Consider the following 20,877-nt stretch of genomic DNA (forward strand, 5'->3'; position numbering starts at 1 on the left):
ACCGCCGCACCGCGCACCGCTGCGCAACAGTGCAGCGACGCGGCATCAACGCAGTCCCAGCCTGGCCGCGCGTCCCGCGCAGTGATGGCAGTCCGGGCAACCTTTAGAAATCTGGCGACGGCCGTTCAATCAGCGCCTGCAGCCCGTGCCCCAGCAAATAGAGCAACACAACCGTGAGCGGAACAAACAGCAGATAAGCCGATACCCAGGACAATGAGCCTAGCCAGGCATCGGCGCCGAGCGCATGCAGTGCTGACTGCTGCAGCCCGATCGGTAACTGCAGCATGACAAAGCGCCCTTTGTAGTCATTTCCGGCTTCGTTCGCTCCCCACAGGCATATCCCGATAAAAAACGCGTACGGCACACACAGCGCCAAGCCGAAAACACTCAGCCGGCGCCGGCGCATCAGCTACTACGCCGCCGGAACAACCAGGCCGAGACTCCCAGCATCACCATGGGCGGCAAGGCATAGGCGATGCGGTAGTCGAGCTTGAGCGCACCGGCCATGCGTCCGAAAAACAGCTGCAGCAGCCAGAAGCCCAGCGCGAACAGGATGCCCAGGAACAAGCGCTTGCCCAGGCCGCCGCTGCGCAACGAACCGAACGAGAACGGGATCGCCGCCAGACACAGCGCCAGCACGTTGAGCGGGTAGAACCAGCGGCTCCAGTACTGATCTTCGTAATCGCTGGCATCCAGGCCGTTGCGACGGCGGTACTCGATGCTCTGCCCCAGATCATGCACCGACAGGTTGCGCGGCTTGGCCAGGCCGGCCGCCAGCGCCTTGGGGTTGAGCTGCGACTGCCACGGCAATTCGGGGAAGGTCTCGCGCTGCACGGAACGTTCCTGGAAGGTATCGCGGCGCACCTGACGCAGCGTCCAGCGGCCATCACGGTGCTCGGCGACCGCGGCGTAGGTCAGTTGCTGCATCTGCCCCTTTGCATCCAGGTGATAAAGCCGCACGTCGTGCAGGGTCAACGCAGTTCCGCCATTGTCCAGCAGCTGCTCCTCGCCACTGAGTGCATTGAGGAACGTATCGCCTTCGCGCGCCCACAGGCCGGAATACCGTGCCGAGGTCATATCGCTCTGATAGCGGGCGCTGGTCTTGAGCGTATCGGCCTGACTCTGTGCCCACGGGCCCACGGTCTCGCCGCTGATCACCATGGTCGCGGTGAGCAAGGCCATCGCCACCACGACCGAGGCAGACATGCGCTTGCGCGACACGCCCAGCGCCCGCAACGCGGTCAGCTCGGAGGTCGCCGCCAGCTGGCCCAGGCCCATCAGCGCGCCGATCACCGCCGCGGTCGGGAACAAGGTGTAGGCCCGGCGCGGCACCGTGTAGGCGACAAAGGCGATGGCATGGCCAAAGCTGTAACTGCCCTGGCCGATACTCTTTGCCTCGCTGGCAAACGCGTTGACCACGTCCAGGCCCAGCAGCACGGCCCAGGTCAGCAGCACCGTGAACAGCACGGCGCGCCCCACATACCAGTCATGTACCCGCGGCATCAGCTTCATGCGCGCGCCCTCGGCCGCGACAACCGGCCATCGCGGGCGTAGGCCCAGATCGATACCGCCAGCAGCGGCAGCGTAAGCCACCACAGCCCAACCGCGCCCGGCACCTTGCCGTTGGCGATCCATTGGGTGCCGACGATCATCAGGTTTGTGCCGACCAGGTAGGCCAGAAACGCCAGCATGATGCGGCCGTAGCGCTGCTGCCGCGGCGCACTGCGCGACAGCGGCAGGGTCAGCAATGCGAAGGCCAGCGCCAGCAGCGGCGGGGCAAGGCGCCGGTGCAACTCGGCGCGCGCGATCGGCCGCGCATCCCCGATGAGCTTGAACGTGGACATCACTTCCGGGTCGTTGGCGTCGTGCGCCTTGGTGCGGTCCGGCAGGGCCACATCGTTGCTGGCGAAGGTCATCAAGCGGTAGTCCAGGCCTTGCGCACCGGCCGGGCCTTCGATGCGATGGCCATCTTCCAGGCGCAGGTAGCGGTCGGTCTTGCCCTCGAAGAACATGGCGCCGCGCTCGGCGGTGACCACGTCGATGCGGTCATCCTTCTGGCGCTGCATGAAGACCTTGCCCAGGCCCTTGCCGTCGGGGGAGATGGTGGTCAGGTAGACCACGCCACCGCCGGACAACGGAGTGAACTTGCCCGATTCCAGGCCGGCCATCACCACGCTGCGGTTGGCATCTTCCAGCATCAGCTCGGCGGTGCGGCTGGCCCAGGGGCCCAGCCACAACGAGCAGGCGCCAATCACCACCACCACCGGCACCACCAGCCACAGGATCGGGCGCAGCATGCGCCGCGGGCCGATGCCAATCGCCGTGATGACCGCCATTTCTGAATCGCGGTACAGCCGCGCCAGCGCCAGCAGCAGGCCCAGCATCAGCGCCAGCGGCAGGATGATCGGCAGGTAGGCAACGAATTGCAGACCCACCTGGGACAGCAGCAACCGCGCGGGGATACGGCCATCGGCAATATTGCCGAGGATATCCACTAGCACCCCGCCCACGCTCACGACCAGCAGCACGATGAGGGTTGCCAGGAAGCTCTGGGTGAAATCGCTAAGCAGATATCGATCGAGCTTCGGCATAGGGTGGGCTTGTTTTAAACTCTCGGATTCGTTCGCGGCGCCGCCAGCCTAGTCAGGTTGGCGTAAACAGCCCGCGATTGTACGGATTTGCCTACGGAATCTGATCAATGGCCCTGCAATTCACCCTGAACCAAGACGCGCCGGCAAGCGCCCACGTCGACTGCATCGTGGTTGGCGCGTTCGCCGACAAGACCCTCTCGCCCGCTGCCCAGGCGCTGGACAGCGCCAGCCAGGGCCGCCTGACGGCGCTGGTGGCACGGGGCGATGTGGCCACCAAGACCGGCACCACCACCCTGGTGCATGACCTGCCCGGCGTGCAGGCCCCGCGCGTGCTGGTGGTGGGCCTGGGCGATGCCGCCAAGTTTGGCGTGGCGCCCTACCTCAAGGCCATCGGCGATGCGGCCCGCGCACTGAAGACCGGCCCGATCGGCACCGCCCTGCTCACCCTGACCGAACTGCCCGTCAAGGCACGCGACGCAGCCTGGAACATCCGCCAGGCCGTCATCGTCAGCGACCATGCCGCCTACCGTTACACCGCCACGCTGAGCAAGAAGAAGGTCGACGACACCGGCCTGACCACCCTGGCGATCGCTGGCGACGACGCCCGCGCCCTGGCCGTGGGCATCGCCACCGCCGAAGGCGTGGAGTTCGCCCGCGAGCTGGGCAACCTGCCGCCGAACTACTGCACCCCAGCCTACCTGGCCGACACGGCGGCCGCCTTCGCCGGCAAGTTCCCCGGCGCCGAGGCCGATATCCTGGACGAGCAGCAGATGGAAGCGCTGGGCATGGGCTCGCTGTTGTCGGTGGCGCGTGGCTCGGCCAACCGCCCGCGCCTGATCGTGCTGAAGTGGAACGGCGGCGGCGAGGCGCGCCCCTACGTGCTGGTCGGCAAGGGCATCACCTTCGATACCGGTGGCGTCAACCTCAAGACCCAAGGCGGCATCGAGGAAATGAAGTACGACATGTGCGGTGGCGCCAACGTCATCGGCACCTTCGTGGCCACGGTCAAGGCCGAGCTGCCGATCAACCTGGTGGTGGTGGTGCCGGCGGTGGAAAACGCCATCGACGGCAATGCCTATCGTCCCTCGGACGTGATCACCAGCATGTCCGGCAAGACCATCGAGGTCGGCAACACCGACGCCGAAGGCCGCCTGATCCTGTGCGATGCGCTGACCTACGCCGAGCGCTTCAACCCCGAAGCGCTGGTGGACGTGGCCACGCTGACCGGCGCCTGCATGGTGGCCCTGGGCCACCAGACCGCCGGATTGATGAGCAAGCACGACGATCTGGCCAATGAACTGCTGGCCGCCGGCGAGCACGTGTTCGACCGCGCCTGGCGCCTGCCGCTGTGGGACGAATACCAGGGCCTGCTGGATTCCACCTTCGCCGACGTCTACAACATCGGCGGCCGCTGGGGTGGCGCGATCACCGCCGGCTGCTTCCTGTCGCGCTTCACCGAAAACCAGCGCTGGGCGCATCTGGACATCGCCGGCGTGGCCAGCGACGAAGGCAAGCGCGGCATGGCCACCGGCCGCCCGGTCGGCCTGCTGACCCAGTGGTTGCTGGACCGCGCCGAAGGTGGGAATTGAAAATCGGGAATAGGGAATCGTGAAAGCCCTTTCCTTTCAGGCACCGCCGCGACCTTCGAGGTCGCGGCGGTGCCGTGACCATTCCCAATTCTCCTCTCCCGATTCCCTGCCCTGATGCCCCGTGCCGACTTTTACCTGATCGCCAAACCGCGCTTCCTCGACGAACCGCTGCGGCTGGTCTGCGAGCTGGCGCGCAAGGCCAACGATGCCAACCTGTCCACGCTGATCCTGGCGCGCGATGCCGCACAGGCCGAGGCGCTGGATGACCTGTTGTGGGCGTTCGACGACGAAGCCTATGTGCCGCACCAGATCGCCGGCACCGATGAGGAAGACGAACTGGCGCCGGTGCTGATCGCAACGCCCGAGTTCGCCGCGCCCTCGCGCCCGCTGGTGATCAACCTGCGCGACGATCCGTACCTGGGCGCCTGCGACCGCGTGCTGGAAGTGGTGCCCGCCGACCCCGCCGCCCGCGAACCGCTGCGCGAACGCTGGAAGCAGTACAAGGCCCTGGGCCTGGAACTCACGAAATACGACATGTAGGGGAAGGATATGGCATTAATCGAAGGCTTTCGTGTCCGCAACTATCGCGCGCTGCGCGATATCACGCTTGGACGCCTATCTGCTGAACAGCAGGGTGATCCGCTGACTCCTTTCACCGTTGTCATCGGCAAGAACGGTGTCGGAAAAAGCACGCTATTCGATGCCTTCGGCTTTGTCGCCGACTGCTTATCGAAGGACGTGGAATCGGCCTGCGACGATAAACAACGCGGAGGCTTTGAGCGCATGCGCTCCTTGGGAACTGAGGAATCCATACGGTTCGATATCTATTACCGAGAAGCCAAGGGCGAACGCCCCATCACCTACGAGCTGGCCATCAATCTGGACAGCAGCGGGCGACCATTCGTCGAGTCAGAGGTTCTCAAGCAACGTCGCAAAGGACAGAAACACGGCCGCCCCTACCCATTCTTACGCCTGCATCACGGCGTTGGAAAGGTATGGGCTGGCGAAGAAGCGGTGGAAACATCCAGCGGCGAAGAAGATCGCGCTCAAGAGGATGTGGAGCTCACTGATTTGCGCCAGTTGGGAATTGCAACTCTTGGCACATTGAAAGAGCATCCGCGCATCAAGCGTTTCCGCGACTTCCTGAAAGGCTGGTATCTCTCCTATTTCCACCCGGACTCTGCACGCTCCATACCTTCGGCCGGGGCTCAGCGACATCTCGATGTGCATGGCGAAAACATCGGAAACGTCGTTCAATATATGGAACGCGAACATAAAGAACGTTTCAAAACAATCCTTGACCGTATCGCGGCAAAAATTCCTGGCGTGCACAGCATCAGAACAACTGTGACGCAAGACAAACGCGTGCTTCTTCAATTCAACGATGGTGCCTTCAACGATCCCTTCTATGCTGGCCAGATGTCGGATGGAACGCTGAAAATATTTACATACCTGCTCTTGATGGAAGATCCTGAACCACCACCATTTATCTGCATCGAGGAGCCCGAGAACGGTCTTTACCATCGATTACTCGATTCACTTGCGAGTGAACTGCGAAGCCATGCCACGGGAAAGAAGAACGCCCCACAGATCTTCGTCACCACCCACCAGCCCTATTTCGTAGATGCACTTTCAACCAAGGAAGTCTGGATACTCGAGAAAGGAAAAAATGGATTTTCCACCATTTGCCGGGCGTCCGATATCGATTTGGTGCGTAATCTCGTAGAAGAAGGATTGCCCCTCGGTGGACTTTGGTATGGCGACTACTTGGATACAAAATAAGTATGCATATTGAAGTCCTTGTGGAAGACAGTTCTGGCGCCAAGGTGGTGAGCATGCTGCTGCCAGCCGTCATCGGGCTCCATGGAGAACCGCATACGTGGCGCATCCACCCCTACAAAGGAATCGGACGACTACCAGCCGGCCTTTCGACTACTGCAGACCCTGCGAAGCGCGCATTATTGAACCAGCTTCCCAGACTCCTCAGCGGGTACGGCAGGACGCAAGGCGTAGACGCAGTAGTTGTTGTCTTAGATAGTGATCGACGCGACTGCGCTACTTTCCTGGCCGATTTGAAAGCCGTGCTGCAGCGGTGCAATCCGGCGCCGAAGACTCTTTTTCGCCTCGCGATCGAGGAAATGGAATCCTGGTTCCTGGGTGACAAGCCAGCTGTGCTCGCTGCCTATCCAAAAGCAAGAAAAGAAATACTTTCGGGCTACCAGCAGGACAGCATCTGTGGAACCTGGGAGCTCTTGGCGGACGCAGTTCACCCTGGCGGATCTGCAGCCATCATGAAAGCTGGCTGGCCGCTACCTGGCGAGGTCAAGCATGCATGGGCCGACCATATCTGCCCCAAGATGGATGTAGAGCTCAATCAGTCTCCAAGCTTCTGTAAGTTTCGCGATGGACTGCGTAAGCTGACACAAGCTTATGGCGCAATGAATCACTGACAGATTTTCCAATTACCTTACTTCCCATCTCTGAAAAACGAAAAAAACTGCATTCTGGTGCTAACTAGCGCCGCTTCGATCATTCAAATTTCCAGTCTCCTTTTGATTCCACCATGACACAACTCGCCTCCAGCTACGACCCCTCCTCGTTCGAATCGCGCTTGTACGCACAGTGGGAGTCGGCCGGGCATTTCAAGCCGTCCGGCAGCGGCGAGCCTTACACCGTGTTGCTGCCGCCGCCGAACGTGACCGGCACGCTGCACATGGGGCATGCGTTCCAGCAGACCTTGATGGATGCGCTGGTGCGTTACCACCGCATGCGCGGCTACGACACCTTGTGGCAGGTGGGTACCGACCATGCCGGCATCGCCACGGAAATGGTGGTCTCGCGCAACCTCGCGCTGGAAGGCAAGGGCGAAACGCGCGACACGCTGGGGCGTGAGGGCTTCATCGCCAAGGTGTGGGAATGGAAGGCGCAATCCGGCGACACCATCGAGCGCCAGATGCGCCGGCTGGGCACCTCCAGCGATTGGTCGCGCAGCACCTTCACCATGGACCCGCAGCCCTCGGCCGCGGTCACCGAGGCGTTCGTGCGCTGGTACGAACAGGGCCTGATCTACCGCGGCCAACGCCTGGTCAACTGGGACCCGGTGCTGAAGACCGCCATCTCCGATCTGGAAGTGGAAAACGTCGAAGAAGACGGCTTTTTGTGGTCGATCCGCTACCCGCTCGCCGACGGTGTGACCTACGAACACGTCGAGCATGATGCCGATGGCGTCGAGACCCTGCGCGAAACCCGCGATTACCTGGTGGTGGCCACCACGCGCCCGGAAACCATGCTCGGCGATACCGCGGTGATGGTGCACCCGGACGATGCGCGCTACGCCACCCTGCATGCCGCACAGATCGTGCTGCCGCTGACCGGCCGTCTGGTGCCGGTGATCACCGACGATTACGTGGACCGCGCGTTCGGCACCGGCGTGGTCAAGGTCACGCCGGCGCATGACTTCAACGATTACCAGGTGGGTGTGCGGCATGACTTGCCGCTGATCAACCTGTTCACCGTCACCGCCGCCATCAACGACAACGCACCGGAGCGCTACCGCGGCCTGGATCGTTACGACGCGCGCAAGCTGGTGCTGTCCGAGCTGGAAGACCTCGGGCTGTTGGTGGAAACCAAACCCCACAAGCTGCAGGTGCCGCGCGGCGACCGTACCGGCCAGGTGATCGAGCCGTATCTCACCGACCAGTGGTTCGTGAAGATGGATGCGCTGGCCAAACGTGGCCTGGAGCTGGTAGAAAGCGGCCAGGTCAAGTTCGTGCCGCCGAACTGGATCAACACCTATCGCCACTGGATGGAAAACATCCAGGATTGGTGCATCAGCCGTCAGCTGTGGTGGGGCCACCGCATTCCGGCGTGGTTCGACGAGGCGGGCAAGTGCTATGTCGGCCACGACGAAGCGCAGGTGCGCGCCACGCATGGTCTGGGTGCAGAGGTTGCCTTGCATCAGGACAGCGACGTGCTGGAAACCTGGTTCTCCTCGCAGCTGTGGCCGTTCTCCACATTGGGCTGGCCGGATGCGCAGGCGATGGATGAGCGCGGTTTCGCCCGCTACTTGCCGTCGTCGGTGCTGGTCACCGGGTTCGACATCATCTTCTTCTGGGTGGCGCGCATGATCATGGCCACCGACAGCTTCACCGGGCAGGTGCCGTTCCGCGATGTCTATATCACCGGCCTGATTCGCGATGCGCAGGGCCAGAAGATGTCCAAGTCCAAGGGCAACGTGCTCGACCCGCTGGACATCATCGACGGCATCAGCATTGAAGATTTGGTGGCCAAGCGCACCAGCGGCCTGATGCAGCCGCGCATGGCCGAAAAGATCGAAAAGGCCACACGCAAGGAATTCCCGGACGGCATCATCGCCCACGGCGCCGACGCGCTGCGCTTCACCATCGCCGCACTCGCCACGCATGGCCGCGACATCAAGTTCGATCTGGGCCGCGCCGAGGGTTACAAGAATTTCTGCAACAAGCTGTGGAATGCCACGCGCTTCGCACTGATGAACACCGAAGGCGCACAGTTCAGCGGCGTGCCGCAACCGCAGACCGAAACCGAACGGTGGATCCTGGCGCGCCTGGACGCGGTGGCCGCCGAAGCACAGGCGCATTACGCCAATTACCGGTTCGACCTGCTCGCGCAAACGCTGTACGAATTCGCCTGGAATGCGTTCTGCGATTGGTTTGTCGAACTCGCCAAGCCTGCGCTCAACGGCGCGGTGCAGGACGCCGCCGACAGCACCCGCCACACGCTGCTCTACGTGCTGGAAGCACTGTTGCGGCTGCTGCATCCGCTCACCCCGTTCGTGACCGAAGAACTGTGGCAGCAGGTGGCGCCGCGCCTGGGCATTACCGGTGACACGATCTCGCTGCAAGCCTTCCCGCAGCGTGGCGATGTCGACACCAGCGGTTACGCCGGTGCAGAAGCCGATATCGAATGGCTCAAGGCGATGGTCTCGGCACTGCGCCGCGTGCGCAGCGAATTGAACGTGCCGCCATCCAAGCAGGTGCGCCTGTGGTTGCAGGCCGGCAGCAGCGACGACCGTGCGCGCGTGGCGCGTTTCGCCTCGCAGCTGGCGTTCCTGCTGAAGTTGGAAGCCATCGACTGGCTGGCCGCCGGCCAGGAGGCTCCGCCGGCCGCCGCTGCTATCGTGGGCGAGCTCACCTTGCTGGTGCCGCTGGAAGGCCTGGTCGACATGGATGCCGAACGCACCCGCCTGGACAAGGAGATCAAGCGCGTGGAGAGCGAGATCGGCAAGTGCAACGGCAAGCTCGGCAACGCCACCTTCGTGCAGAACGCACCAGCGGCGGTGGTCGAGCAGGAACGCGCACGCTTGAACGACTGGACCACCCAGCTGACCGGTCTGCGCGAGCAGCGCGCCAAGCTCTGAAGCACGACGCCTGCGCCACATGGCGCAGGCGTTTGATGCATGCACTGTCCGCAGCCATCCGGCTGCGGCACTTACCGGTTAAGAGCAGCAATCAAAACGACTACGCAGCCGCCAGGCGGGCGCGGCCGGCGGCCGGAATCGGTATGTCCCCCCGTACACTCCGGTTCCTCCGCGCCGTTCGCACCCACTTGACGACTGCTCGCTACGTTTTGTTAGCGGCTCTAAGGTCCTCCGGCGCCCCTATCCGCCAGCACCGCCGCGGTCGGCAACCGGCTGTACGCATCACGCGGCTTCCAACCGATCGCGGTAGTGAGCATGCACACCATCGGCGCGCCGTTGATCTGCTCCACGCGATCGAGATGGGCGCGGCCACCGATGCCCTGCACTCCATCCCTGCAACCACGGGTCTCGCCGATCCGGAACACGTGGCGCTCCGACAACAGCGCCAACTGAATCGCCAGGCCGTGCGCGTCGTTAAACGAGCATCCGGGTCGGCCTTGTCACCCACGCTGCGCGGCCTGTCACGCAAGCCATCGGCACAGCACACACGCCATTACAAACAACGCACAACGCCTGCATCGCTGCAGGCGTTGTGTGCTGCGTTCGCACCGCTGCATGACGCAGCGGTGCAGGATGTGCTCGGCGTTACAGCTTGCCGGCGCCAGCCTTGGCCTTGACGTCCGCTGCCACCTTGTTGGCCGGCAGAATGTTGTAGGTATACGGCGGCTTCCAGCCGATGTTGCTGTTCCAGCTGCAGGTCAGTGCCTTGCCGTTGATCAACGAGCCCTGATCGCGGTACACGCTGCCCTTGTAGTCGCCGGCAATCTTGGTGCAGCTGCTCACGCCGCTGATGTCGAAGGCATTGTTCTCGGAGAAGATCTTCGATTCCTTGCCCACGCCATGCGCATGCGAGAACGGGTACACCTTATTGCTGGTGCTGCCGACGTGGTAGTTGTTGTACAGATGCACCTGGCCGAAGCGTACACGCGGCGCACGTGCGGCAATGTCCTGGAACAAGGTGTTGTGGATGGTGACCTTGAGCTTGCCGGAGTCGGTGCTCGATGCACTGTCGCTGGAGCCGATCAGGCTGTTCTTCTCGTGCGACTTGAACACCGAATACGAAATGGTCACGTAGTTGGCGCCCTTCTTGACGTCCATCGCACCATCGTGATGCTGCTTGGGGCGGCCGTTGGCGGTGCCGTTCTGATCATCGGTGCGGCGGCCGTCGGTGAAGGTCACATGGTCCACCCACACGTTGCTGGCGCCTTCCACGGTCAACCCGTCGTATTCGGAGTTCCAGTTGCCTGCATCGCCGTCGTCGGCATCCCACACCGGCTCCGGATCCCACGGATTCTCGATGGTGAGATTGCGCACAATGACGTCGTTGGCCTTGACGTAGAAAAAGCCTTCGCGGATTTCGGCATTGGTGCCGACGCCGATCAGGCTGGTCTTGGTCGGCACATCCAGGCGACCACGGCTCTTCATGTCCGAGGTCTTGGTGTAGGCCTTGCCTTCGCTGATGTCGATGACACCCTTGATCTTGATGATGCGGCCGTTGCTGCCGGCCTTGGCCTTCAAGGCCGCCTTGAGCTGGGCCGCGTTGGTGACGGTGTAAATGTCTGCCGCCGCCTTGGAGCCTCCCTTGGTGCCGCCGTTCTGGGTGGCCCAGCCGGTGGTGGCCACTTCCAGTGCAGGGTCTGCCGCATACGCGGTGCCCGACAACAACGCAGCGCCCAGAACGACGCCCACAACCGTACGACCCACAACTGTCGATGCAGTCGACATGGTGTTGAATTCTCTTGAATGAGTGATGCAATGACACGTCGCATGCGCGACGCGCTCCCCGTGACAGCACTGCATCCGCCCAGGCCGAATCGGCCAGTCCCCTAGCGGACACGACCGATGCTATCGGTTATGTAAATTATTTAAAAGTATATTTTCGCTATGCTGCACGTGCACCCTCGGCATAGCTGCAACCCATCACGTGCAGTGCCCGTTGCCGGGCACTGCACGTGGTAACGCTTACAGCTTTCCGGCACCTGCTTTTGCCTTGACGTCGGCGGCGACCTTGTCGGCCGACAGCAGGTTGTAGGTATACGGCGGCGTCCAGCCGATGTTGGTATTCCACGAGCAAGAAAGCGCCTTGCCGTTGAGCAACGAGCCCTGATCGCGGTACACGCTGCCGCCGTAGTCGGCAGCGATCTTGTCGCAGCTGCTCACGCCACTGATCTCGAATGCGTTGCGCTCGGAAAAAATCTTCGATTCCTTGCCGACACCATGCGCATGCGAGAACGGATACACCTTATTGCTGGTGCTGCCGACGTGGTAGTTGTTGTACAGGTGCACCTGACCGAAGCGCACACGCGGCGCACGTGCGGCGATGTCCTGGAACATGGTGTTGTGGATGGTGACCTTGAGCTTGCCGCTGTCGGTGCTGGAGGCGCTGTCGCTGGAGCCGATCAAATCGTTCTTCTCGTGCAGCTTGAACACCGAGTACGAAATGGTCACGTAGTTGGCGCCTTTCTTGACGTCCATCGCGCCATCGTGGTGTTGCTTCGGGCGGCCGTTGGCGGTGCCGTTCTGATCATCGGTACGGCGGCCATCGGTGAAGGTCACGTGGTCCACCCACACGTTGCTGGCGCCTTCCACGGTCAACCCGTCGTATTCGGAGTTCCAGTTGCCCGCGCTGCCATCGTCCGGATCCCAGACCGGCTGCGGATCCCACGGATTTTCGATGGTGATGTTGCGGATGATGACGTCGTTCGCCTTGACGTACATGTAGCCTTCGCGGATTTCCGCGTTGCTGGTGATGCCGATCAAGGTGGTCTTGGTGGGAATGTCCAGACGCGCGCGGCTCTTCATGTCGGCCGTGGTGCTGTAGGCCTTGCCTTCGCTGACGTCGATGACACCCTTGATCTTGATGATGCGGCCGTTGCTGCCAACACTTGCTTTCAACGCAGCTTTCAGCTCGGCAGCGTTCTTGACCGTGTAGATATTGGCGGCCGCGGCTTTGGAGCCGCCCTTGGTGCCACCGTTCTGCGTGGCCCAGCCTGTCGTGGCAACTTCCAGTGCAGGATCGGCGCTGGCAACGCCAATCACCAGCAACGACCCGACAAACAGCGACGCGGCGGCCGCCGTTGAGAATTTCGGCTTCATCTTGATGTCTCCCTCGGATAAGTTCGACGCACCGCGCAGCGGCACATCGCTCGACTAGAGCGCGCGGAACGTACTTTTCATCTGTGTACTTTTCAGTTTCCGCGACACGGATACTAGGAGCATCGCAATCGGTTGTATCTAGGCGATGTGTCGATGTGCACGCGCTGTCACGCAAACGCTTGCGGGACATTCAAGAGAAGACAAAACGCGATGACGCAGACACGCGGAGACAGCAGCGAGGACACTGCAATGCAACATCACGTGCAGCGCGTGGTGGCGTGCAGCAGCGCAAGCACGATGTGTGATCGCGGATGTGAGAGGGCACATCAAGCAGCGCGATCAGGACACATCACTGAGCGCTGGAGACCGCACAAACGCAGCAAAACGCATTGCCGGTGACGTGCACTTCCGTGCGATGTGCAGCGCAGTGATCGATCATGCGCACACACGTCCAATACCGCGGGGTATCAATCAGCGCGTGCGTCGCATGATGAGCAGAAGTGGCCGCACGCACGTTGCGTTCGCTTCGTCAGCTGTGACGCATGCACACACGCATGCCGTGCAAGCGCGTACACCTGCATGCACGTTCGATGATGGTGCCGAGCGTCAGCACATACGCGCCCGCCACGCAGCGGCGCGGCCAGCCTTCAATCAGTCAAGTCACACCAGGGCGTCGCAAAGCCTGCGCGCCACACGATCGGTCAGGAGATGCCTTCGAAGAACAACTCGATCGCCATCACCAGGGCATCTTCGCGCCCGGTGTGCGCGGGGTAGTAGCGCGGACGTCGCCCGATCTCGTTGAACCCTTCGGAGTGGTACAAGGCAATCGCCGACGGATTGGACGGGCGCACTTCCAGGAACGCGCGCCGCGCGCCACGGTCGCAGGCCGCCTTGATCAGCGCGCGCAGCAACACACGGCCGTGCCCTTGCGACTGTGCTTCCGGTGCAATGCAGACGTTGAGCACATGCGCCTCGTCGGCAGCAATGCTGATCACGCCGTAGCCAATGATCTGCCCGGCCTGCTCCAGCACCCAGCCCGGATACCCGGCCTGCAGGCAATCGCGAAAAATGCTGCGCGTCCACGGAAACGGATACGCGCGGCGCTCGATGTCCATCACCGCGTCCAGGTCGCTCTCACGCATCGCGCGCAGGGCAGTGGGCATCGGCGCGTTCATGGCGCTCACGCCGGGCCCTGGCGCCGGCGCAGGGCGCGCAGCTGCGGCCACAGCGCGCGCTTGGCGGCCGGGTTGCCGCGCAATTCGGCCAGAGGCCAGGAGGCCATCAACGCCTGGGTCTGCGGATCACCGGGATTGCAGCCGGATGCACGCAACAAGGCAATCTGCAATCTGTCGGGCATGCCCACACGACCACGCCGCGGTGCGGCAGGCGCGGACGGTCGAACGCTGACATCGGCAGGTGGCTCGGACGGCGCAGCCGGTGCGTTGCGGCGTGCGGCAGGTGCTGCGCTGGGCGCAGGCGCGGCGTGTTGCGGGCGCGTAGGTTCACGCACCGGTGCCGGCGCCTCGGCCACGGCAGGCGCCGGTTCGGCCTCCACCGTGTCGCGGTCCAGATACACGGTGTGGCCCATCGCCTGCAGGCAGCTCACCTGCAGGTCCGACCACACCGGCGCGACGGCCATCTCGCTCATGGCAGCTCGGGCGTCCTGCGTCCGCGCCGCCACAGCCACATCACCGGGCCGGACAAGGCGTACAGCACGCCGATCACCAGCAGCGAGCGTGCCGGGTCGATGACCAGCAGCGCGATGACCACCGCCGCGATCGCCAGCGCCAGGAACGGCACCCGGTCGGCACGCGGGCCGCGTTCGCCGCCCTTGAAGCTCCAGAAACGGATCCGGCTGACCATCAGCAACGCCGACACCACGGTGACGCACAGCGCCACATAGCGCAGCTGCTCGCCATCCAGGCCCAGGCTGTCGTCGGCGAAGGCCCACACGAAGGACATCATCAAGCCGGCCGCGGCCGGGCTGGCAAGGCCGATGAACCAGCGTTTGTCGACCACGCCGACCTGGGTGTTGAAGCGCGCCAGCCGCAGCGCGGCGCAGGCCGCATACAGAAACGCCGCCGACCAGCCGACCCGGCCCATCACGCTGCTGTCGAACTTCAACGCTGACAGCGACCAGTGATACATCACCAGCGCCGGCGCCATGCCGAAGCTGACCAGGTCAGCCAGCGAGTCGTACTGCACGCCGAATTCGCTGCTGGTGTTGGTCAGGCGCGCCACGCGGCCGTCCAGCCCGTCCATCACCGCGGCCACGAACACCGCCATGCTGGCTTGCACGAACTGGCCGTTGGCGGCAGCAATGATGGCGTAGAAGCCGGAGAACAACCCGGCGGTGGTGAACAGGTTCGGCAGCAGGTAGATCGTGCGCGAACGCGGGGGCGGTCTCATTTCATCCATCCGGCAAGTGTAGGGCCTGAGGTCCGTCCGGCGGTAGCGCGGCCCGGCCTGATGCGCCCTGCCGGCCCATCGATCACTTGCCACGGCGGTCGCTGAATGCTGCAATCGCCGCGGGAATCATCTAGGGGAAGCCTCATGCACCTGTCGTCCGGGCTCTGCGCCCTGTTGATGCTGGTCAGCGCCGCCGCCGGCGCCACCGATCTATACAAGTGGAAGGACGCCAAGGGCGTGACCCACTACACCGAGACCCCGCCCCCGACCGGCCAGCGCTACGAGTCGCGCCGGATCGACGCGCGCAGCGGCACCGCCGCCATCGCCGCGCCGGAAACGGCCGCGCCCGAATCGGCCGACTGCCTCACCGCACGCCGCAACCTGGAGCTGCTCAGCGGCAAGGGCGAAGTGACCATGGGCGCCGGCGACGGCAAGCCTGGCACCCCGCTGGACCCGGAAGCGCGCGCCGCGCAGCGCAATCTGGCAGAGGCCGCCGCCAAGGCCTATTGCAAGCCGGCACCGGCCGGCGGCCCCAGCACCTGAGCCCTGCGCACCGGCCACGCGCCGGTGCACGCAACGCGCCGCCGGGGCATCGCCGATGACCTGCAGGGCACGACACTGGCAAACTATCGGCTTTCCGCCTCAAGCGAAGCCCGATGCGTCTTTCCCAGTTCCACCTGCACACCACCAAGGAAACCCCGGCCGACGCCGAGCTGGTCAGCCACCGTCTGATGCTGCGCGCGGGCATGATCCGCAAGCTGGCCTCCGGGCTGTACACCTGGTCGCCGCTGGGCTTGCGCGTGCTGCGCAAGGTCGAGGCCATCGTGCGCGAGGAAATGAACCGCGCCGGGGCGGTGGAAGTGCTGTTCCCCACCATCCAGCCGCGCGAGCTGTGGGACGCAACCGGCCGCTGGGAAAAGTTCGGCGGGCAATTGCTGAAGATCAAGGACCGCAAGGAACAGGAGTTCTGCTACACCCCGACCGCCGAAGAAGCCGCGGCCGAGTTCGCGCGCCAGGAAATCAACAGCTACAAGCAGCTGCCGCTGAATTTCTACCAGATCCAGACCAAGTTCCGCGATGAAATCCGCCCGCGTTTCGGCGTGATGCGTGCACGCGAGTTCCTGATGAAGGACGCCTATTCGTTCCATCTCACCGATGCGGACATGGCGCGCGAGTACGACAACATGCGGGCCGCCTATATCCGCATCTTTACCCGGCTGGGGCTGGAGTTCCGCGCGGTGCAGGCCGACTCCGGCGCAATCGGCGGCGATGCCTCGCAGGAATTCCATGTCATCGCCGAATCGGGCGAGGACTCGCTGGCGTTCTCCACCGGCTCGGACTACGCGGCCAATGTGGAAACCGCCAGCGCCGCCCTGCCCGCACCGCGCCCGGCTGCCGGCGAGACCCTCCAGCGCGTGGACACACCCACCCAGAAGACCTGCGAAGACGTGGCCCAGTTGCTGGGCCTGCCGCTGCAGCGCACGGTGAAGTCGATAGCGGTGATGACCACCGCCGGCTTCGTGCTGGTGCTGGTGCGTGGTGATCACGCCGTCAACGAGATCAAGCTGGCCAAGGTCGCCGGCATGGCCGACTACCGGCTGGCCAATGAAAGCGAGATCCGTCAGCACCTGGGCAGCGAGCCCGGCTTCCTGGGCCCGGTGCAGCCGGTCCAGCCGATTCGCATCATTGCCGATCGCGACGTCGCGACCATGGCCGATTTCGTGGTCGGTGCCAACGCGGTGGGCGTGCACCTGACCGGGGTCAACTGGGGCCGCGACCTGCCCGAACCGGAGACCGTGGCCGACGTGCGCAATGTCGTCGACGGCGACCGTGCCAGCGACGGCGGCGAGCTGCGCCTGACCCGCGGCATCGAGGTGGGCCATGTGTTCCAGCTCGGCAGCAAATACGCCGAAGCGCTGCAGGCCACCGTGCTGGACGAAAACGGCAAGGCCGCGGTGATGAAGATGGGCTGCTACGGCATCGGCATCTCGCGCATCGTGGCGGCGGCAATCGAACAGAACCACGACGACGCCGGCATTGTCTGGCCCGCGCCGATGGCGCCGTGGAAGGTGGTGGTGTGCGTGATCAACCCCAAGCAGGACGCGCAGGTGGCTGCCGCGGCCGGTGACTTGCTGGAGGAATTGATCGCCGCCGGCATCGACGCGGCGCTGGACGATCGCGGCCTGCGCCCGGGCGCCATGTTTGCCGATATGGAACTGCTGGGCATTCCGCACCGCGTGGTGGTGTCCGAGCGTGGATTGGCAGCCGGGACTTTTGAATATCGCGCCCGCACCGCCGAATCGGCAGAAAACCTGGATAAGGCCGGGTTATTCTCCCGGCTTGGGCACTGATCAAACCCGGGCAATATCCTCCCGCTGGATGAACACACTGCGCCGAAGTAATTCGGCGCATTTGTCATATGGGTTTTCTGTCATTATGATGTCCGGCGCTGCCACGGAATGGCATTCCGAGAGCAACTAGCAAAGCGTGACGTGCGGTTTGGGATGGTGCGCAGGATTTCGCATGGACGCGCTCCAGAGAAAACCGATGGCAGGCCGCGCCTGCCATTCGAATATGTCGCCGTTTTGTTAGTTGCTCTTAATTTCCCTCTCAATTTTCCGGAGTAGTGATGTCGATCGATCTCACCGGCCTGTCGGCCAAGCAGTTGGGCGCACTGATCAAGAATGCAAAGAAGCAGCAGACGGTGGTCGCCAAGCGCGCGCCGATTGCCAAGGTGCGGACCCAATTGACCCGCGCCGCGAAAGCCCAGGGTTATTCCATTGAAGAATTGTTCGGCGCCGCCGCCAGTGCCGGCCCGGGCCGTCCGGCCGCCGCCGGCAAGCCGGGTCCGCGTGCCGGACGCAAGCTGGGCAAGGTTGCACCGAAATACCGCAATCCCGCCAATGCCCAGGAAACCTGGACCGGCCGCGGCAAGCAGCCGCGCTGGCTGGCTGAATTGACCGCTGCCGGCAAGAAGGTCGAAGACTTCCTGATCAAGAAGGACGGCGGCGCAAAGCCGGCAAAGAAGGCCACCGCCAAGAAGGCCACGCGCAAAACCGCCACCAAGCGCGCGACCAAGAAAGCCAAGGCTGCGTGATTCAAGGCAAATAAAAAACGCCGGCACTGCCGGCGTTTTTTATTGGGCGCCGTTCGGGCCTGTCATAAATTCTTGCGGGCCGGGATCAGCAGATTGCCAAACAGCAATCCGGCCACCAAAGCCATCACGATATTGGTGACCGCCAATAGTGCAGCTTGGCCGACGGTGACATCCTGCTGCTGCACCAGGGTCAAAAACCCGCGCAAACTGGTGCTACCGGGCACCAGCATGATGATGCCCGGCAACCGGATCAGCGCACCGGGTTTTTGCACCACACGTCCAAACAGATTTCCGGCGGCGGTCAATGCCATCGCCGATGCGAACACGCCGGCCGGCCCGCCCCAGGCATGCCCGGCATAACGTGCGATGACATACCCGGACATGGCCGCCGCCATGATCCACAGATAATCGCGGCGATTGGCCTTGAACAGCACCGCGAACGCATACGCGGCCACCAGCAGCGAGGCCCATTCCACCCAGCCGGCCTGTGGGCGCACCGCGGCGACCTGCGGGTTCAAGCCCACCAACTGGGTCAACGTCACCGCAATCACCGCGCCCACGGTGAGCTTGAGCACCGTGGTGACCGCACCGGCCAGGCGCGCCGTGCCCGACACCCAATGCTGGCTGGCCAACTCGTTGAACGCATTGGTCAGCGACATACCGGGCAGCAGCACCACCAGCGAGGCAATGATCACCGTATTGAGATTGAGCGGGCCGACCAGCGAGGCCACCAGCGCAGCGACCACGCCGGCCAGCAGCCCGGCCAGCGCTTCGCCGGCCTCCTTGGTGGCCGGGCGCTTGTCGGTGTACTGGGTGAGCAGCCCGATCGACATGCCGATCACCCCGGCGGTGGCGATGTCCAGCCACGGCAGCTTCCACAGCCCGGCCACCCCGGCCGCAGCCAGGCCGAACGCCAGCACCTGCAGGGCCTTGCCGCGCCGGTCCGTTTCGCGGTCGAGACGGCGCAGGGCCGTGTGCCCCTGGGCAATACTCATGCGCCCGTTGGCGACGCTGTCGGCCACGTAGTCGGCGACGCTGAGTTTGTAGAGGTCGTTCTCGCCCGGCGCCAGGCGGATCACGCGGGTGATGTCGCTGGAGCCGATCGACTTGGTGGGGTCGCTGAAGCTCAGGATGATGCCGGTGGGATTGGACCAGGGCTCGCAATCCAGCCCCAGTTTCTGCGACAGGCCGATCACCGCCGCCTCCAGCCGCTGCGCGGTGGTGCCATAGGAATGCAGGCGCCCGGCGATTTCCGACACGAAGGCGACACGTTGCGCGTAGGTTGCGCCGGCGGACGATGGAACAACGGTGGCAGCAGACATGCGTGGCGGGTCGGATCGAAGCGGCGCCTGGGCGAGGACGCCAGTGTATGCGCAGCACGCGTGGCCCGTGGTCGCCATCGCCGGTGGCTGTCGCCATGCGCGCAGTCACTCCCCATCATTCGCTCACGCCAGCCACTGTATGCTGACGCCACGGACAGGCCGCCCATGATCAAACCGCAACCGCCACGCATCGAACAAGACTCGCAGGACCATGCCGAGGTACGCCTCGCCGGCAGCTGGGTCCTGGCCACCGCCCTGCCCCAGGCCGAGCTGCTGCAAGCCGTTCCCGACGGGGTGCGCCGCATCGACGCGCGTGGCATCGGGCAACTGGATTCGGCCGGGGTACTGCAGTTGCTGCGCTTTGCCAGCCGCATGGGCCTGAAAGAAGACGCCATCGATTTCCGCGACGAGCACCAGGCACTGGTGTGCACCATCGAGGAGCTCAACGACGAGCGCCCCAAGCCCAAGCGCGATTACGGCTTTGTCGCCGCACTCGATCGCCTGGGCCGCACCACCCACGGCGTGGGCCAGGGCATCCTGGAGCTCAACAGCTTCCTGGGCGAGAACCTGGTCAAGATCGGGCGACTGATCCACGAACCGCGCCGCTTCCGGCTCACCTCCACCGTGCACCACATGGAACAGGTGGGGCTGGATGCGGTGCCGCTGGTGGTGCTGCTGTCGTACCTGGTGGGCGCGGTGATCGCGTTTTTGGGCTCGACGATCCTGCGCGACTTCGGCGCGGAGATCTATGTGGTGGAACTGGTGTCGATCGCGTTCCTGCGCGAATTTGCCGTACTACTCACCGCTATTGTCCTGGCCGGCCGCACCGCCAGCGCGTTTACCGCGCAGATCGGCGCGATGAAATCGCGCGAGGAAGTGGATGCCATCCGCACCCTGGGCCTGGACCCGATCGACCTGCTGGTGATCCCGCGCCTGCTGGCGCTGATCTTCACCTTGCCGCTGCTGACCTTCATCGCGATGATCGCCGGCCTGGCCGGTGGCGTCACCGTGGGCGCGTTCGATCTGGATATTCCGCCGCAGATGTACCTGGCGCGCATGCACGACACCATCCAGCTGCGGCACTTCCTGGTCGGCCTGTCGAAGGCGCCGCTGTTTGCGCTGGTGATCGGCCTGATCGGCTGCCTGGAGGGTTTGAAGGTCAGCGGCACCGCGCAGTCGGTGGGAGAACGCACCACTTCTTCGGTGGTGCAGACGATTTCCTTGGTCATCATCCTCGACGCAATTGCGGCGTTGTGGTTCATGAAGATGGGGTGGTGATGAGGCCGAGATTCGACATTGGGGATTCGGAATTCGT

The 20,877-nt window shown here is 63.8% G+C and carries 19 protein-coding genes and 1 other RNA gene; 10 read left to right on the plus strand and 10 right to left on the minus strand.

The features are described from left to right. Positions 1-103: 103 nt before the first annotated feature. Genes ACCQ09_RS18190 through lptF form a run of 3 tightly spaced genes read right to left on the minus strand, consistent with a single transcriptional unit; the run spans position 104 to position 2,591 of the window. On the minus strand, positions 104-406 hold the full coding sequence (locus tag ACCQ09_RS18190; protein ID WP_012439253.1) for a hypothetical protein: 303 nt from the start codon (positions 404-406) through the stop codon (positions 104-106). Next, positions 406-1,512, minus strand: coding sequence for an LPS export ABC transporter permease LptG (lptG, locus tag ACCQ09_RS18195; RefSeq protein ID WP_012439254.1), 1,107 nt, complete (start codon positions 1,510-1,512; stop codon positions 406-408). The genes ACCQ09_RS18190 and lptG overlap by 1 nt, the downstream gene beginning before the upstream one ends. Beyond that, the gene (lptF, locus tag ACCQ09_RS18200; RefSeq protein WP_012439255.1) at positions 1,509-2,591 is read right to left on the minus strand and encodes an LPS export ABC transporter permease LptF; all 1,083 of its coding nucleotides are present in this window, start codon (positions 2,589-2,591) and stop codon (positions 1,509-1,511) included. The genes lptG and lptF overlap by 4 nt, the downstream gene beginning before the upstream one ends. Before the next feature lie 107 nt (positions 2,592-2,698). Between lptF and ACCQ09_RS18205 the strand changes: the two genes are divergently transcribed. From ACCQ09_RS18205 to ACCQ09_RS18230, 6 genes are all read left to right on the plus strand, one after another. Then, the gene (locus ACCQ09_RS18205; protein WP_227971080.1) at positions 2,699-4,180 is read left to right on the plus strand and encodes a leucyl aminopeptidase; all 1,482 of its coding nucleotides are present in this window, start codon (positions 2,699-2,701) and stop codon (positions 4,178-4,180) included. A 114-nt stretch (positions 4,181-4,294) separates the two neighbouring features. Further along, positions 4,295-4,720, plus strand: coding sequence for a DNA polymerase III subunit chi (locus ACCQ09_RS18210; RefSeq protein ID WP_005995970.1), 426 nt, complete (start codon positions 4,295-4,297; stop codon positions 4,718-4,720). 9 nt (positions 4,721-4,729) lie between these two features. Next, entirely contained in the window at positions 4,730-5,962 is a 1,233-nt protein-coding gene (locus ACCQ09_RS18215) for an AAA family ATPase (RefSeq protein ID WP_228427840.1), read from the plus strand. 2 nt (positions 5,963-5,964) lie between these two features. Then, entirely contained in the window at positions 5,965-6,630 is a 666-nt protein-coding gene (locus ACCQ09_RS18220) for a hypothetical protein (protein ID WP_043921595.1), read from the plus strand. A gap of 113 nt (positions 6,631-6,743) precedes the next feature. Further along, the gene (locus ACCQ09_RS18225; protein ID WP_012439257.1) at positions 6,744-9,578 is read left to right on the plus strand and encodes a valine--tRNA ligase; all 2,835 of its coding nucleotides are present in this window, start codon (positions 6,744-6,746) and stop codon (positions 9,576-9,578) included. A gap of 143 nt (positions 9,579-9,721) precedes the next feature. Further along, positions 9,722-9,796: non-coding RNA, sX9 sRNA (locus tag ACCQ09_RS18230), on the plus strand. Positions 9,797-9,799: 3 nt separating this feature from the next. On the opposite strand, the gene ACCQ09_RS18235 is transcribed toward ACCQ09_RS18230, so the two are convergent. From ACCQ09_RS18235 to pssA, 6 genes are all read right to left on the minus strand, one after another. After that, positions 9,800-10,027, minus strand: coding sequence for a hypothetical protein (locus tag ACCQ09_RS18235; RefSeq protein WP_016945117.1), 228 nt, complete (start codon positions 10,025-10,027; stop codon positions 9,800-9,802). A 196-nt stretch (positions 10,028-10,223) separates the two neighbouring features. Continuing rightward, positions 10,224-11,363, minus strand: coding sequence for a pectate lyase family protein (locus ACCQ09_RS18240; protein ID WP_101958101.1), 1,140 nt, complete (start codon positions 11,361-11,363; stop codon positions 10,224-10,226). Between the two features lie 237 nt (positions 11,364-11,600). Continuing rightward, on the minus strand, positions 11,601-12,734 hold the full coding sequence (locus ACCQ09_RS18245; protein ID WP_040941816.1) for a pectate lyase family protein: 1,134 nt from the start codon (positions 12,732-12,734) through the stop codon (positions 11,601-11,603). Between the two features lie 701 nt (positions 12,735-13,435). Then, positions 13,436-13,918, minus strand: coding sequence for a ribosomal protein S18-alanine N-acetyltransferase (rimI, locus tag ACCQ09_RS18250; RefSeq protein ID WP_012439259.1), 483 nt, complete (start codon positions 13,916-13,918; stop codon positions 13,436-13,438). Continuing rightward, positions 13,915-14,382 (minus strand): alanine acetyltransferase, encoded by a 468-nt coding sequence (locus ACCQ09_RS18255; RefSeq protein WP_012439260.1) that lies wholly within the window; start codon positions 14,380-14,382, stop codon positions 13,915-13,917. Before ACCQ09_RS18255 ends, rimI begins: the two co-directional genes overlap by 4 nt. After that, positions 14,379-15,152: a CDP-diacylglycerol--serine O-phosphatidyltransferase gene (pssA, locus tag ACCQ09_RS18260; RefSeq protein WP_011035883.1), complete on the minus strand. Its 774-nt coding sequence runs from the start codon at positions 15,150-15,152 to the stop codon at positions 14,379-14,381. The genes ACCQ09_RS18255 and pssA overlap by 4 nt, the downstream gene beginning before the upstream one ends. Before the next feature lie 135 nt (positions 15,153-15,287). Between pssA and ACCQ09_RS18265 the strand changes: the two genes are divergently transcribed. The 3 genes from ACCQ09_RS18265 (at position 15,288) to ACCQ09_RS18275 (ending at position 18,240) form a co-directional block, all read left to right on the plus strand. After that, complete coding sequence (locus tag ACCQ09_RS18265; protein WP_040941817.1) at positions 15,288-15,686, plus strand: DUF4124 domain-containing protein; 399 nt, start codon at positions 15,288-15,290, stop codon at positions 15,684-15,686. A gap of 113 nt (positions 15,687-15,799) precedes the next feature. Further along, positions 15,800-17,494, plus strand: a complete 1,695-nt coding sequence (locus tag ACCQ09_RS18270; protein WP_012439262.1) for a proline--tRNA ligase — start codon at positions 15,800-15,802, stop codon at positions 17,492-17,494. 278 nt (positions 17,495-17,772) lie between these two features. Next, positions 17,773-18,240: an H-NS histone family protein gene (locus ACCQ09_RS18275; protein ID WP_011035880.1), complete on the plus strand. Its 468-nt coding sequence runs from the start codon at positions 17,773-17,775 to the stop codon at positions 18,238-18,240. A gap of 62 nt (positions 18,241-18,302) precedes the next feature. On the opposite strand, the gene ACCQ09_RS18280 is transcribed toward ACCQ09_RS18275, so the two are convergent. After that, positions 18,303-19,562 (minus strand): threonine/serine exporter family protein, encoded by a 1,260-nt coding sequence (locus ACCQ09_RS18280; protein ID WP_042596442.1) that lies wholly within the window; start codon positions 19,560-19,562, stop codon positions 18,303-18,305. Positions 19,563-19,727: 165 nt separating this feature from the next. On the opposite strand from ACCQ09_RS18280, the gene ACCQ09_RS18285 reads away from it, so the two are divergent. Next, positions 19,728-20,840 carry an MlaE family ABC transporter permease gene (locus ACCQ09_RS18285; protein WP_012439264.1) on the plus strand — a complete coding sequence of 371 codons (1,113 nt, stop codon included), beginning with the start codon at positions 19,728-19,730 and terminating at the stop codon, positions 20,838-20,840. Positions 20,841-20,877 lie beyond the last annotated feature (37 nt).

The organism is Xanthomonas sp. NCPPB 2586, assembly GCF_041475775.2.
In the GTDB taxonomy this organism is placed as follows: Bacteria; Pseudomonadota; Gammaproteobacteria; order Xanthomonadales; family Xanthomonadaceae; genus Xanthomonas; species Xanthomonas campestris.

Bases quoted from the DNA above. Each gene is read 5' to 3' on its own strand.
- ACCQ09_RS18205 (WP_227971080.1), top strand. From the start codon at position 2,699: ATGGCCCTGCAATTCACCCTGAACCAAGACGCGCCGGCAAGCGCCCAC.
- ACCQ09_RS18225 (WP_012439257.1), top strand. From the start codon at position 6,744: ATGACACAACTCGCCTCCAGCTACGACCCCTCCTCGTTCGAATCGCGC.
- ACCQ09_RS18210 (WP_005995970.1), top strand. From the start codon at position 4,295: ATGCCCCGTGCCGACTTTTACCTGATCGCCAAACCGCGCTTCCTCGAC.
- ACCQ09_RS18190 (WP_012439253.1), bottom strand. From the start codon at position 406: ATGCGCCGGCGCCGGCTGAGTGTTTTCGGCTTGGCGCTGTGTGTGCCG.
- ACCQ09_RS18265 (WP_040941817.1), top strand. From the start codon at position 15,288: ATGCACCTGTCGTCCGGGCTCTGCGCCCTGTTGATGCTGGTCAGCGCC.
- ACCQ09_RS18285 (WP_012439264.1), top strand. From the start codon at position 19,728: ATGATCAAACCGCAACCGCCACGCATCGAACAAGACTCGCAGGACCAT.
- pssA (WP_011035883.1), bottom strand. From the start codon at position 15,152: ATGGATGAAATGAGACCGCCCCCGCGTTCGCGCACGATCTACCTGCTG.
- ACCQ09_RS18270 (WP_012439262.1), top strand. From the start codon at position 15,800: ATGCGTCTTTCCCAGTTCCACCTGCACACCACCAAGGAAACCCCGGCC.
- ACCQ09_RS18215 (WP_228427840.1), top strand. From the start codon at position 4,730: ATGGCATTAATCGAAGGCTTTCGTGTCCGCAACTATCGCGCGCTGCGC.
- lptG (WP_012439254.1), bottom strand. From the start codon at position 1,512: ATGAAGCTGATGCCGCGGGTACATGACTGGTATGTGGGGCGCGCCGTG.
- ACCQ09_RS18240 (WP_101958101.1), bottom strand. From the start codon at position 11,363: ATGTCGACTGCATCGACAGTTGTGGGTCGTACGGTTGTGGGCGTCGTT.
- ACCQ09_RS18275 (WP_011035880.1), top strand. From the start codon at position 17,773: ATGTCGATCGATCTCACCGGCCTGTCGGCCAAGCAGTTGGGCGCACTG.
- ACCQ09_RS18220 (WP_043921595.1), top strand. From the start codon at position 5,965: ATGCATATTGAAGTCCTTGTGGAAGACAGTTCTGGCGCCAAGGTGGTG.
- lptF (WP_012439255.1), bottom strand. From the start codon at position 2,591: ATGCCGAAGCTCGATCGATATCTGCTTAGCGATTTCACCCAGAGCTTC.
- ACCQ09_RS18280 (WP_042596442.1), bottom strand. From the start codon at position 19,562: ATGTCTGCTGCCACCGTTGTTCCATCGTCCGCCGGCGCAACCTACGCG.
- ACCQ09_RS18255 (WP_012439260.1), bottom strand. From the start codon at position 14,382: ATGAGCGAGATGGCCGTCGCGCCGGTGTGGTCGGACCTGCAGGTGAGC.
- ACCQ09_RS18245 (WP_040941816.1), bottom strand. From the start codon at position 12,734: ATGAAGCCGAAATTCTCAACGGCGGCCGCCGCGTCGCTGTTTGTCGGG.